The following is a 12635-nucleotide window of genomic DNA, read 5'->3' as shown; positions in this document are numbered from 1 at the left end:
TTATGTTTGCTTTAATTGATTGCAATAATTTCTATGCATCTTGCGAGCGTCTTTTTCGTCCTGATTTACGTAATAAACCTATTGTCATTTTATCTAACAATGATGGTTGTATTATAGCGCGCTCCAACGAAGCTAAAGCACTAGGAATTAAAATGGGTGAGCCTTACTTTAAAGTAAGGGATTTATGTAAGGCCAATCAAGTTACTCTTTTTTCCTCCAACTATACGTTATACGGTGATTTATCCGCTCGTGTTATGCAGGTGATTAGAGAAACCTGGGATGCAGTTGAAGTTTATTCAATTGATGAAGCCTTTCTTGATTTAACCACCTTATCTCAAAATAAGATTGAGTATTATTGTAATATGCTGCAGAAAAAAGTTTTAAAATATGTAGGTATTCCCACCTCAATCGGTATTGGAAAAACTAAAACATTAGCTAAGTTAGCTAATGTGATTGCGAAAAAATTAACGATTCCTGTTTTTAATATTACAGATAATACCGCTTATTGGTTAAGGCAAATACCTATAGAGGATATTTGGGGGATTGGCAAACAGTGGCAAAAGAAATTAAAGTGTTTAGGTATTTTAACAGCTAGTGATTTAGCCAGCCAAAGCCCGCAGAGAATAAAGCCTTTATTTAATGTCGTTTTGCAGCGCACAGTGATGGAACTTAATGGTATTAGTTGTTTGCCCTTGGAGGCTATAGTACCTAATAAAAGTATTGTTGCTTCGCGTTCCTTTGGTAGTCTACAAACTGATTTGATTGAAATTGAAAAGGCACTTAGTCATCATTGTGCATCAGCTTGGTCAAAGCTTCGTAAACAGGAATTAACCGCACAGTATCTATCTATTTTTTTATTAACAAGTCGTTTTAATGATGATTTTAAATCTTATTCTCAAACATTAGGCTTTCGGTTAATTAAACCTACAGATGATTTAAGAGAGTTAACTGCAACTGCTAAACATAGTTTAAAGCAACTTTATAAACCCAATGTTCCATATAAAAAAGTAGGTCTTTTATTAGCTGAACTTACCCCAAAGCAACAAATTCAATTAAATCTTTTTCAACCTGAGCAGGAGGAAACCCTAGCGAACACAGAAAAATTGATGTCAGTACTGGAATCAATTAATCAAAAATACGGTGATAGGATGATTCGCTTAGCGGCAGAAGGTTTTAAAAAAAATTGGGCTATGAAGCAGGATATGAAGAGCCCTTGTTATACAACGCGTTGGTCAGATTTAGCTCGGGTAAAAGTGACCTAAGCTTATTAAACGAAAGTACTTATCTGGTTTTATTAAAATCAGCAAAACCTTAATTTTACTACGAATCAAGTACTAATAAGTAAGAGTGATTATTATTTTTACCCATTAGTTCTTTATACTATAATTAAATAATAATTAAATAATGGGTTTTATAAGAGAATTATTATGCCTAATAGTATAAATTTAACTTTGGACGAAGAGACAGGAAGAATAATAAGAAGGGGCCCGATAAGCAATAGCGCCCTTTTGAATTCGTTAAGAAGTATTATATTCGAGTTACGAAAAGAGCCGAATTCATTCTTTCCATATTCGGTAAAAATGCAGAACCAGCAAATATATTTTTTAGTAGATTCGGGCGCTTATCCTTCTGTAGAGGAAAAAAGGGTTGCTTTCTTGAAAGTAATAGGGAAGAGCCCGTTTTCAGGTAATATAATAGATAGTACGAGTGAGATACAATCAACGGCAAAAAAGGAAACCTTATACAGTAAGTATTTTGAAAATGATACAGATATGAAGCCTAGTGACGCTGAGTTAAAAGAAATTGTAGAGATATTTATGTCATCTCCATCAGAAGGAGGGATATTTAACATGAACAAGAAACAAGGTGCTAATCAAGAAGATAATAATGCTAAAGATGAACCCCAGAAAAGCAACTTGTTTGGTAGGACGAAATAGAAGTAATACGGTGGTCTAGAATTAGGGTCGGTAGCCAAGGGGATATAGCCTAAGCTAGGAGCTCCATTAACTATATCCTTCTGGCTTATAATCTCATTGTAAATATCAAGCAATTAAAAAATTATATGACGAGCTTTAGATAAATCAATATTTAGACTACCCTTTTAAGACAGTAATTTCTCCAGGCGCGTTCACTTCTACCGTAAATCCATTAGCAGAAATTTTGGCAGGTGTAATGACACCAGTGTCTAAATCTACATATAAAGTACCAACAATAATTGGTGAGCTGCTTTCAATATCCATCTTAATCACAGCAGGGCAGATGCCTTCTTCTCTATGATCTCTACAACCTGCTTTAACAATACTCCATGACACTCTGGTTGTTTCATTAGGCCATGCAGGCTCGGGCGCTGCTCTCCCATCTACATAGGCATTAGTCGTCGTATCAGTAAGATTATGGGTAATCATGGCTTTAGGTGCTGCTAGTAAATCTGCAGTAAATAAATTAGTGATTAGTATAGTAGCGCCTAGAATTGAGCATTTCATTATTAATTTCCTTTTATATCTATTGGAAATGAGCAATTATTAAGGAAGGCTTTAATATGTCAAGGTTATCCAACATTTTAAACCAACTTAATTACAACATTATTAGGATTTCAATCAAGGGCATGTCCTAATGTAAATTGTTACAAATAATATCCAATATTGATATAAAACAATTGGCCGCAATTGTCACAATAATGTTGACATATTATTTTGATATGTTATCTTAAAAATTAATCACAAATAAAATGACAAAATTGTCATAAGAATTAAGGCATGATTTTGCTTAATTTTTATACCTTAAAAAATTTTTAATCTGTAAGGAGTTTTTTATGTCTAATTTTGAGAAACAAACTAAAGATACAATGCAAAGAGGCTTAAATGAATTAGAGAAATCAGATTGTGACTGGCTAGATTATGTCCAAAAACATCCTTTGCAAACTATGCTTTTCGGATTAATAGGGTACTTTGCTGTAAAGGGTGCTATTAAAGATTAAGTTGCAGCTTAGGCCACAAAATAAATAAGCAGAGCTGTAATACAAGGCTCTGCAACATTTAAACTTAACCGTCTATTAGAGGATGATTATAAATTAAAAAAGGAGTACAAAATGACGACTAGTGTTGGTGTGCAGGCTAAGTTCCATAATGCTCTTTATGCTCTTTGTGAACTCGATTTTGACGCCGTTGCGGCTTATAAAGTAGCTATTGATCGTCTTGAAAGTGAGGTTTATAAAGAGCGTTTAAGCGAATTTATGGAGGATCATAAACGGCATATAAAGAATATAACCAATATTCTTAAAGTACATAAAAAGGAGATTCCCACAGGCCCTGATATAAAGCAATATCTAACTAAAGGTAAAATAGTTTTAGCCAATATCTTTGGTGATAAGGCTATCCTTAAAGCCATGGTTACTAATGAAATAGATACTAACACAGCCTATGAGCGCGTTAGTGAGCATGCTAACAAATGGCCTGAAGCGACTGCCGTTATTATTCAGGGGTTAAATGATGAAAGGCGTCATAAAAAATGGTTGGAGACGGTAATTGAAGAAAATTAATAAAAAGTAAGATTAGGTTATGTAGACCTAATCTTACTAGCATCGCTATTTGTTTCCAAAACGCTCCTTTTTTCACCTTAATTCACTTGTTTTTCTAATAATTTGTCATAAAAATGAAAATTTTGATTAAATTTAATACTACTTTAAGCTTCTTATATTAAAATCAAACTATTAAATAAATTATGGTAAAAAGTAATTAACATGCCAACGAATGAGCCAACTCCGACGACAGCGTTTATTTCCTCCGGTATTTTGGGTGCAAATATTTTATTAATCTGTTGTTATCACGGCAGTGAAATGGACTCAAGGGTGTTTTACTCGCAATACGCACAACAGTTAGATAAAGGGCCTAAGAAAAATTCGCCGAAAAAATTAAGTAAAGTTCCTATTGCAAATGGTAAGGATTATGATTTGATTGAGAAATCTATTTTAACTGAACTTAAAAAACTTAAAGAGCAGTTAGAAGATTCTAAACAAGAATTTAAAGAGGTTTATTTTTATGCTGATGTGAACTTGTGCTGTGTAGAGAAAGCTGACATTGCTAAGTTCTTAATGGATGATACGCTGGCTACTATATTTGGCGAATCAGTACCTGTAAGGTGTGTTTTAGAAACGACATTGGTTGAGGTGGCAAAGAAGGCAGCAGATTATCACCAAACTAATTATACAACTAAAGTAACCATCAGAACTAAGCCAGAAGGTTCAAAGATTAAATTTAGCTATCCAGATGATAAGGATCATTTAAATGTAGATATCGCTTGTCCTAATAGTGCATCTATCGATGCAAAAGTTTTGGATATGGTTAATTTAAGTGAGACTAAGTTACCTGTAGGAAAATCTAGTTCACATGAAATAGTTAAAACTTCGTGTTTAGACACATCTTTCCCATTAATGAAAAAATCTCTAAGTGTTGATGAAACTAGGTGCCCTATAGAGACGTATCCTGGTAAAAAATATGAAGATCCAGATGAAGTATATAAGCCTACGCGCCGGAAAAATATTAAACCAATGGACAAAATTAGTTTTACAACATTGGAAGTAGGCCAGTCAATTGAGAGAATTTGTAAACCTATACATAAATTGGAAGAGGAAGTTGATAAGGATTTAAAGGATTTTAAAAGACGGCGGCGGTTAGAAGAGTTACAAAGAGATAATGATGCTATAGATAGCGATAGATATAGTACAAGCGATTGTTTTAGGAATGATTGATAAAATGAAGAAAATAATATTCTTTAATAAAATCAGTAAACCTATCCATAGAGTTGAACACTCATTAAATCACTTTAAAAAGGATATCGATAATCGTTATGAAAAATTAGCTTCGGTCTATAACTATTTAGATAAATTAAAAGAAAAACAGCAATCTATATTGCAAGAAAAAAAGAAAAAAAATGATAAAAAAATTGATAAAGAACTAGAGCGTATAAATAATGATATTAATTATTTAAATAATAAATTATTAGAGGAAAAGCCAGAAGAAAAGCTGAAGGAAATGAGGCTTAAATATAAAAACCTGAAGGCCCAGTTTGATGCACTAAAAGAATAAAAAAATTAATATATAATCTTATCTTAAAAACTAGCTAATTTCATTTTATCATAAACTATATTTTTTGTTTTTATAAAAAAATTTTTAATTAATAAATAAAAATTTTATAGTTAATAATTTGTTAATAAATAAGTATTAGAATTGGTATTATTATAGTTGTTGAAATGAGAAAAAAAATGAGAAGTCCAATCTATATATATTATGGATCAAATAAATCGAAAGTATTATTAGTTAGTTGTTATCATGATAAAAGTTTTGCTTATTCTATTTATATAACGATGACTAATCGCTATAAAAATGATGATCTTAATAAATTCCAGGAGATGAAAAAACCTGAGGAAATTCCTATTGGTTTTTCTAGTAATTTAGATAAAGTTCAAGAAAATTTAGAAAAAGAAATTACTAAAAAAATTGCTGCTATAGTGAATGGAATTGGTGTTCACAATATTTTAAAAGTTATTTTTTTAGCTGATATAAATTTATGTGTAAATGATTACAATATCGCAACATGTCTACTGGATGATACGTTGCCCAAGTTGCTTGCTCAAGGTGGCATTTTGTTAGAGAGAACCCTAGAATCAAGTACAGGTGGGGTTGTTCAAGAGGGTGTTAATGTTTATAAAACTCTTGTTGAGCAATCGCGTATTAAATTTAAGTCTACTTTATATTTCCGAGAAAAAGCAAAATCGCCAATAGAATCTATTAAGACTGATGAGAACTGGGAGCAAATAATCTTGCTAAAAAGAGAGGATGTAGAACGTGAAATTAGAGAAAAAGGACCTGGGTCAGTAATCTTAATACCAGAGCTAGATGAGCTAGAGCCCGATCCAGACCCAGGCGATAATCTAGGCAGTAAATCAGAAGAGGGCGAAAAAATTGAGGGTAGCGATGTTTCTAAAGGTGATGCAGAACATAATACAGTTATTACTTCTGAGACCGAAATTAAGGCTCAAATACTCAGTGAAATAGTTAGTATACCAAACGATGCTATCCATGATATTACAAGGGAATTAGAAGGGATGAAACTACCAGAAGAGCAAGATAATAAAAAGGCTATAACTCAATAATGTTAAATGATAGGTCTAATCCTATTTAAATTTCTGGCTTAATCTATTTAGAGAACGAGGTAGGTTGACAAAAGCCAACTGGGTGTGGCCTCAAATTGATATTAAGTGAAATGAATTTTATTAGGAACTACTGTCAGTCTCGCGAAGGCGGGAACCTATTTTTCAAACACCACCTTACTCTGTCTGAAATGGATTCCTGCCTACGCGGGAACGACAAGTTCAACTGCTATGTTAATCAAAAGTCATATTTGCCAGCTAGATAAATTCGATGTTTGATTATATCTAAACTTCTATCTACTTAAATACAGGGAAGTTGCTTATAATCAAAATTGATCTCAAAGTAGGATTAATTAAATGGTATTTGAAACTTATTTTCTAGTAGGCGGTGCAGGCTTTATTGGCTCTCATTTTGTTGATGCTTTATTGAGTATGGATAACACTAAGAAAGTAACAATTTATGATAATTTTTCTTCTGGCAAGGAGTGGCACTTTGAGCAGCACAATAAAGATGCGCGCTTTGTAGTCATTAGAGGTGATGTTAAAGAAACAGATAAACTCAATAGGGCAATAGAGGGGCATGATGTTGTTATGCATTTTGCTGCTAATCCCGATATTGCTCGAGCCATCTCCCAGCCCAGTATTGATTTTACAGAGGGTCTTTACCTTACTTATCAAGTTTTAGAAGCAGCTCGTTTAACTAATGTTAAGCGGATTATTTATACCTCTGGTAGCGGTGTTTATGGCGAGGTTGATATAGTAAGTCCTGAAGATCAAGGTGGCATGTATCCTATTTCAACCTATGGTGCTAGTAAACTTGCAAGTGAGGCCTACATTTGTAGTTATTGTCATATGTTTGATTTAACCGCCTGTGTTTTTCGTTTTGCTAATGTTGTAGGGCCGCGCCAAACGCATGGCGTAGGGTATGATTTCATAAGAAAACTACGTGCTGAGCCAACTCAACTTGAAATTCTAGGGGATGGTTCGCAAAGCAAATCTTATATTCATATTCAAGATATAGTTTCAGCTGTTTTACTAGCTCATCATAAGATGACACAGAAATATGAAGTATATAATGTAGCTACTGGTGACTATATTAGTGTATGTGACATTGCTAATATCATCATAGAATGCATGGATATAAAAAAACCAGTGCATTTTAAGTTTACCGGTGGTGATAGAGGATGGAAAGGTGATGTGCCGGTAGTGCGTTTAGATATTAATAAAATTCATTCTTTAGGCTGGCGTTGTCAACTAAATTCCGCCGAAGCGATTCGAGATTCTGCGTTGGCAATGATTAAGTACTTATAAGAATTTGTATCACAATAATTTCCAATACCCTAGCCCTAAACTTAATCCTATATAAATACTCATGACCACTGTAACCATAAAAATAATTTTTATTATTTTAAAGTATATCGAATGACGAGCATAATCTTCATATAACCAAAAGGTGATAATAGTAAGTAAAACCCAATAAGGGATAAAATCGACTTGATAGCGTTGAATAGCAAAAGGAAGGATTAGCAAAAATAAGGTAGTAATGGAAGGAACAAAAGAGGTAAAAATTAAAAACCACAATAGGGGATGTGTCTGCTTTCTGTCCCTAAAGTAAACTAAAAGCAACTTAGGTAAGGCTAAAACTAAAAGAATAGATGGCGTTGTAATTAATACCCCAGCAATAGCTTCTAGATAATAATCATTATCAATATGATAACGACAGTCATGTAAAATCAATCTAATATAGGGAAATTTTTCTCCTATTAAGAAGGGCTGTAAAAAATAAAAATAGAAACTATAAAGCAGATTGCGAGGAATTTTACTTAAATTGCTTAATTCATTATGCAAGGCCTTTATATTATTACAAGAAAGTTGCCAAATATGACCGAGGTTCGAAATAGAGCCAAATCGCAGATAATTATAAAATGCTAACATGAAACCTATGCCAACTGCTGGTGCAAATAAAGCAGCTATAAGAGTAAAGCGATTTTTAGAAGTATGTTTTATTAAATAAATCAAAAGGGCAGGGAGAAGAAAAAAACAAATTAAAACGAAATGGGGCCTTCCTGCTACACAAAGTGATAAACACAAGCTAAATAAAATAATATCTTTAGTTTTATGCTTTTGGGTTATTTTATAAAGAAAAAATAAAGCAAAACTCATAAAACAAAATGCAGATGCAATTGCTATTTCATAAACAGCGGGTCTGGACATTAAAAAAGGAGCCCCATTGGCAAATCCAAGTAACGCTCCCATTAGCCCTAATTGTAGTTCCGAAATATGGGGAAAATATTGTTCTTTTATTTTTATGATTAAGAAAAAATTAATCATAAACCCTAAAGATAAAAAGAAAAACGCAGCGAGTGCGTCTGAAGGGTAAAAACCTGTTAATAATTTAAATGGCATATGAAATATTATGACTGGAAGTGGCCCAAAATAAAGGTAATATTTTTCTTTATACAAGGATGCATCGTGCAGTCTAAGATGATAATTCTGCACAGGGTCATAAGGATCAGGTAAATTAAGTAATTCTGGTGAAGGTTGCACCAGTAACTCTAAATGCCCTGCGAGAAAACTTTGCGTTAAATATTGATATAAACTATCGGGTACAGCATCAACTGAAAGATGAAAAGTTGGATAAAAAGCATACGCTAGAAGAATATAAATGGTTAAGGCCAAACGACAATATAGATTGTATATCATTTAATCCATCTTCCTTAGAGTCCTTGCATAATCTGGTATTTACCGCGTTATAATCGTTTCGCGTTGCTCGTACACCATGTAAACTCTGCTCTTTGAAACGTTTAATGGCGTTAACTTAAGAACAGCTCTTTTATTCCCGCGTAGGCGGGAATCCATTTCGATGTAGGCACAGTGCAAGTGTTAAGATAGAGTTCCGCCTGCGCGGAAATGACAAAATTCTTAAGTTGCCATTACTCGAAACGTTTACGCCTTACACTAAAGCAAAATTCATAGGTTATGCAAGAACGCTTAATTCATGAAAGCACTACTTTCGTTCCTTCAAAATCAAAGCTAAATCGTACTTCCTCTAAGCCAGCTCGTTGCATAGCATGGCGTAATTTATTGCGATCAGAAGCATAAAACATTAAAAAACCGCCACCACCTGCTCCAACAAGTTTCCCACCAGCAGCGCCGTTTTTTATACCAAGTTCATACCATTGATCAATCTGATTATCACTCATGCCGTTTGAGCGTTGCTTTTTATACTCCCAATGCTCATTCATCAGCTCACCAAAACGAATACCATTACCTTGCTCTAAGGCTTCTTTAATACGGTAGCCTAATTGTTTAATAAAATGTAGATTCATCAACATTTTATCATTACCTTGTTGGGTCTGTTCATATTGATGTCTTAAGATAGTACTTGCGTTCCTTGAGTAGCCAGTAAAAAATAATAAAAGATTGTCTTCTAAATCAAAAAACATATCTTGTGAGATATTTAATGAGGTTGCTGTTACCTTGTCATCCTTATGGAAAGTAAAGCAAGTTAAGCCACCAAAAGCTGCTATATATTGATCTTGCTTTCCTATTGGTTCACCTAATTTTTCTATTTCAATATGACAGGCTAATTCAGCTAATTCCTGAGGATATATTAATTTGTGGTTATGTGCATATAAAGCTGCTAGTAAGGCTGTTGTAAAGCTGCCAGAGGAACCTAAACCAGTACCAGCAGGGATATCAGCGAGCGAGGTAAGTTCAATACGATTAGAATGTAAATTAGGTAGTCTTAAAACTTCGCGAAAAATTCTATGTTTTATCTCCTCGATAGAATGAACATATTCTAATTCAGAATATTTAAGATAAATTCCTTTACTAAAAGGTTTCATAACGGTGACATAAACATATTTGTTGATTGCTGCCGCAACTAAAAATCCTTCCTGCTCCCGATAATAAGAAGGTAAATCAGTGCCGCCACCGCCAAGCGTAATTCGCAATGGGCTACGTGCAATAATCATAAACTTACTCCGAAGAAGTCTATTAAATAAACTTTACACAAGTTCACGTGGTTTCAATCATATATTACTTATCTAATTTTTCACCTTAAACACTTGCGCATGGGCTAAAATTTAGTGGCTGATGTTATAACTTAAATCCAGCTGCTATGGCATCATCATGAAATTTCTTTACTGTAGCGAGTGAATAATCATCTAAGTTATAACCAACTAATGACAATTTTTTTAATATATCTATAGAAACGGTAATAATATGACAGCCAATTTTATCTGCTTGAAAGATATTAAATACTTCACGCGTACTTGCCCAAACTAATTCTGTTAAAGGATTAGTTTTCATAATTTTTAGTGCTTCTACCATGACGGGAAGTGGATCTAATCCCGTATCTGCAATACGTCCGGCAAAAATAGATATATAACTAGGGACATCAGGCGAAAGTGCTGAAATAATATGGCGTACTTGTTCTAAAGTCATAACTGCGGTGACATTGACTTTAATTTGTTGCGCCGTTAATTTCTTAACCAAAGTATAACTGGTTTCATGACGTGTATTTGTAATGGGTATTTTGACATATACGTTATCCCCCCATGAAGAAATCTTTAAAGCTTGTTGTTCCATTTCCTTAAAATCATCAGCAATGACTTCAAAGGAAATTGGCCGCTGAGGAGGTATAAGGGTAAGAAGTTCTTGTGCAAAGGCTTGATAATCTAACACACCTTCCTGATGCATAAGTGATGGATTGGTTGTCCAACCTTTTATATAAGGCTGTTTACATAACTCTAAGAGATGAGTTTTATCAGTCCCGTCAGAAAATATTTTTACTTTTAACTTCTCAATTTTTTCATTCATTGCTCGTTCTCGCAAAAAGTCCTTTTTTAAGTAAACAGGTTACATTTTAGTTTTACCTGTTAATTTTGGATGCGATACTATTAAATGCCACAAGACCGCCTGAAATGCTTCAGCCTGGGGTGTTATTGTTTCTTGATTTATAGTGGGAATAATAATGCATGCATGAGCTACTTGAGCTGTATAACCTCCATTTCTTCCAACAATTCCAACTATTTTAGTTCCTATCGATTTAGCATATTGTAAAGCGATTACAATATTTGGGCTGATATTATTAGCTAAATCACCGCCGCCTACTGAGAATACAAACACCATATCTTTAGTAGTAAGTTTGCTAACTTTTAACCAGTCAACAAAGGTCGTTGCCCAGCCATTATCGTTAATTCTTGCAGTAAGCTCTGCAATATTATCTGTAGGAGTATACGCTTCAATCCCAACAATTTTGCGAAAATCATTAACTGCGTGCGAACAATTGGCGGCACTTCCTCCTACGCCAAGAAAAAATAATCGCCCTTGGGATTTTTTAAGAGTGGCAAGCAAATCAACTATTTGCTCGATGGTATTAATTTCTATTTGATTAATAATTTTTATTGTTTCATTTAAGTATTGTTCAGTATAGACCATCTTCTTCTTCACTAAAGATATTTTCCGGCTTCATGCGATAGCCTTCTTCGGAAACTCGTTACAAAGGTGCATTGATTCGTCAATACAGTGCTCGAACCATCATGTACTCATGTGTACATTTCGGTTCTGCGCTTCGTGCCTTCTTGCTCTGCACTCTCGGTAGCGAATTTCCAAAGAAGTCTAATGAAGGTCTAATATAATTTCTAAAGTACTTTTTCCATCAGTTTGAAATTACTAATTTAAATGTAAATTTTTTTCTATGTAATTGCAAAAAATTTATTTTTTCACAGCTTAAACACACTCAAAATTAGATTATCCATTTATAAAGTTAAACGGTTCTTTTTTATTGATTGCATTCTGACTTTGAGGATTCGCTTTAGTGTCCACCAGCTAGTATCTAAAGCATTCATTTTGCTTTGTCCTACCCTTTCATGATAGTCGATAAATATAGTATAAACTTTATAGCCAGATATAATCGGTTTTAAAAGAAGTTCAACAGGGAGAGCTGCACCTTTGGCATCAAATTCTAAATTATCTAGCATAGTTTTACGGTAAGCCCGCATACCACTATGCAAATCATTCAATCGCCTAAAAAATAATAAACTTGCGAGCCAAGCAAACGTCAAATTACCTAAATAATTAAGCCAAGGCATAGCTTGTGGTTTTTTTTCTAATCGCGATGCATCTACTAAATCATAATTTTCTTTAAGGATAAGTGAAGCAAGTTCTGGGATTTTATGAGCAGGATAAGTATTATCACAATCTAAAGTAATAATAACGGGGCGACTGGCTGCACGTAACGCATGTTCCATAGCAGGGCCATAACCACGTGGAGGAAATTGGCGAATTACTTTTGCGCCATGTGCTTTAGCAATTACCGGCGTTTCATCTTGACTTGAATCAACAATAAGAATTTCAGCTTCAGGGACAATATTTTTAATGTCTTCAATAACCCCAACTACAGCCTGTTCTTCATTTTTAGTAATCATGGCAACAGTAACATATTTCCCTATAGGATCAGGGTTAACACTCATTGCAATTT

Annotated in this window: 14 protein-coding genes; 8 read left to right on the top strand and 6 right to left on the bottom strand. The window is 33.9% G+C overall.

Annotated features, from left to right (window positions below; translation table 11 throughout):
• Positions 1-2 precede the first annotated feature (2 nt).
• Together E1P04_RS08220 and E1P04_RS08215 are read left to right on the top strand one after the other, a co-directional pair.
• Positions 3-1262: a Y-family DNA polymerase gene (locus E1P04_RS08220; protein WP_131782432.1), complete on the top strand. Its 1260-nt coding sequence runs from the start codon at positions 3-5 to the stop codon at positions 1260-1262.
• Positions 1263-1427: 165 nt separating this feature from the next.
• Positions 1428-1937 carry a hypothetical protein gene (locus E1P04_RS08215; RefSeq protein WP_131782431.1) on the top strand — a complete coding sequence of 170 codons (510 nt, stop codon included), beginning with the start codon at positions 1428-1430 and terminating at the stop codon, positions 1935-1937.
• A gap of 156 nt (positions 1938-2093) precedes the next feature.
• Here E1P04_RS08215 and E1P04_RS08210 read toward each other — a convergent pair whose 3' ends face one another.
• Positions 2094-2483, bottom strand: a complete 390-nt coding sequence (locus tag E1P04_RS08210) for a hypothetical protein (RefSeq protein WP_131782430.1) — start codon at positions 2481-2483, stop codon at positions 2094-2096.
• Positions 2484-2812: 329 nt separating this feature from the next.
• Between E1P04_RS08210 and E1P04_RS17620 the strand changes: the two genes are divergently transcribed.
• The 6 genes from E1P04_RS17620 to E1P04_RS08185 all read left to right on the top strand — a co-directional run bounded on the left by E1P04_RS17620 (position 2813) and on the right by E1P04_RS08185 (position 7459).
• Positions 2813-2977, top strand: a complete 165-nt coding sequence (locus E1P04_RS17620; protein ID WP_165482713.1) for a hypothetical protein — start codon at positions 2813-2815, stop codon at positions 2975-2977.
• Between the two features lie 111 nt (positions 2978-3088).
• Positions 3089-3538, top strand: a complete 450-nt coding sequence (locus E1P04_RS08205; protein ID WP_131782429.1) for a DUF892 family protein — start codon at positions 3089-3091, stop codon at positions 3536-3538.
• Positions 3539-3739: 201 nt separating this feature from the next.
• Positions 3740-4747 (top strand): hypothetical protein, encoded by a 1008-nt coding sequence (locus E1P04_RS08200; RefSeq protein ID WP_131782428.1) that lies wholly within the window; start codon positions 3740-3742, stop codon positions 4745-4747.
• 4 nt (positions 4748-4751) lie between these two features.
• Positions 4752-5084, top strand: a complete 333-nt coding sequence (locus E1P04_RS08195; RefSeq protein ID WP_131782427.1) for a hypothetical protein — start codon at positions 4752-4754, stop codon at positions 5082-5084.
• 176 nt (positions 5085-5260) lie between these two features.
• On the top strand, positions 5261-6151 hold the full coding sequence (locus E1P04_RS08190; protein ID WP_131782426.1) for a hypothetical protein: 891 nt from the start codon (positions 5261-5263) through the stop codon (positions 6149-6151).
• Positions 6152-6505: 354 nt separating this feature from the next.
• Positions 6506-7459, top strand: coding sequence for an NAD-dependent epimerase/dehydratase family protein (locus E1P04_RS08185; protein ID WP_131782425.1), 954 nt, complete (start codon positions 6506-6508; stop codon positions 7457-7459).
• 9 nt (positions 7460-7468) lie between these two features.
• Here E1P04_RS08185 and E1P04_RS08180 read toward each other — a convergent pair whose 3' ends face one another.
• The 5 genes from E1P04_RS08180 to E1P04_RS08160 form a co-directional block, all read right to left on the bottom strand.
• Positions 7469-8851 (bottom strand): hypothetical protein, encoded by a 1383-nt coding sequence (locus E1P04_RS08180; RefSeq protein WP_131782424.1) that lies wholly within the window; start codon positions 8849-8851, stop codon positions 7469-7471.
• Between the two features lie 293 nt (positions 8852-9144).
• Positions 9145-10125, bottom strand: coding sequence for a GHMP family kinase ATP-binding protein (locus E1P04_RS08175; protein WP_131782423.1), 981 nt, complete (start codon positions 10123-10125; stop codon positions 9145-9147).
• 124 nt (positions 10126-10249) lie between these two features.
• Positions 10250-10972, bottom strand: a complete 723-nt coding sequence (locus E1P04_RS08170; RefSeq protein WP_131782499.1) for a transaldolase — start codon at positions 10970-10972, stop codon at positions 10250-10252.
• Between the two features lie 39 nt (positions 10973-11011).
• A complete protein-coding gene (locus E1P04_RS08165) occupies positions 11012-11593 on the bottom strand; it encodes an SIS domain-containing protein (protein WP_131782498.1) in 582 nt (193 codons plus the stop codon).
• Between the two features lie 320 nt (positions 11594-11913).
• Positions 11914-12627 carry a glycosyltransferase family 2 protein gene (locus E1P04_RS08160; protein ID WP_131782422.1) on the bottom strand — a complete coding sequence of 238 codons (714 nt, stop codon included), beginning with the start codon at positions 12625-12627 and terminating at the stop codon, positions 11914-11916.
• Positions 12628-12635: the final 8 nt, after the last annotated feature.

Origin of the sequence: Legionella gresilensis, from assembly GCF_900639865.1 — a bacterium.
In the GTDB taxonomy this organism is placed as follows: domain Bacteria; phylum Pseudomonadota; class Gammaproteobacteria; order Legionellales; family Legionellaceae; genus Legionella_C; species Legionella_C gresilensis.
The sequence above is the reverse complement of the archived record's forward strand: the minus strand, read 5'-3'. Positions and strand labels throughout refer to the sequence as shown.

Coding starts and splice junctions, on each gene's coding strand:
- E1P04_RS08200 (WP_131782428.1), top strand. CDS start 3,740: ATGCCAACGAATGAGCCAACTCCGACGACAGCGTTTATTTCCTCCGGT.
- E1P04_RS08185 (WP_131782425.1), top strand. CDS start 6,506: ATGGTATTTGAAACTTATTTTCTAGTAGGCGGTGCAGGCTTTATTGGC.
- E1P04_RS17620 (WP_165482713.1), top strand. CDS start 2,813: ATGTCTAATTTTGAGAAACAAACTAAAGATACAATGCAAAGAGGCTTA.
- E1P04_RS08190 (WP_131782426.1), top strand. CDS start 5,261: ATGAGAAGTCCAATCTATATATATTATGGATCAAATAAATCGAAAGTA.
- E1P04_RS08160 (WP_131782422.1), bottom strand. CDS start 12,627: ATGAGTGTTAACCCTGATCCTATAGGGAAATATGTTACTGTTGCCATG.
- E1P04_RS08170 (WP_131782499.1), bottom strand. CDS start 10,972: ATGAATGAAAAAATTGAGAAGTTAAAAGTAAAAATATTTTCTGACGGG.
- E1P04_RS08175 (WP_131782423.1), bottom strand. CDS start 10,125: ATGATTATTGCACGTAGCCCATTGCGAATTACGCTTGGCGGTGGCGGC.
- E1P04_RS08215 (WP_131782431.1), top strand. CDS start 1,428: ATGCCTAATAGTATAAATTTAACTTTGGACGAAGAGACAGGAAGAATA.
- E1P04_RS08195 (WP_131782427.1), top strand. CDS start 4,752: ATGAAGAAAATAATATTCTTTAATAAAATCAGTAAACCTATCCATAGA.
- E1P04_RS08220 (WP_131782432.1), top strand. CDS start 3: ATGTTTGCTTTAATTGATTGCAATAATTTCTATGCATCTTGCGAGCGT.
- E1P04_RS08180 (WP_131782424.1), bottom strand. CDS start 8,851: ATGATATACAATCTATATTGTCGTTTGGCCTTAACCATTTATATTCTT.
- E1P04_RS08210 (WP_131782430.1), bottom strand. CDS start 2,483: ATGAAATGCTCAATTCTAGGCGCTACTATACTAATCACTAATTTATTT.
- E1P04_RS08205 (WP_131782429.1), top strand. CDS start 3,089: ATGACGACTAGTGTTGGTGTGCAGGCTAAGTTCCATAATGCTCTTTAT.
- E1P04_RS08165 (WP_131782498.1), bottom strand. CDS start 11,593: ATGGTCTATACTGAACAATACTTAAATGAAACAATAAAAATTATTAAT.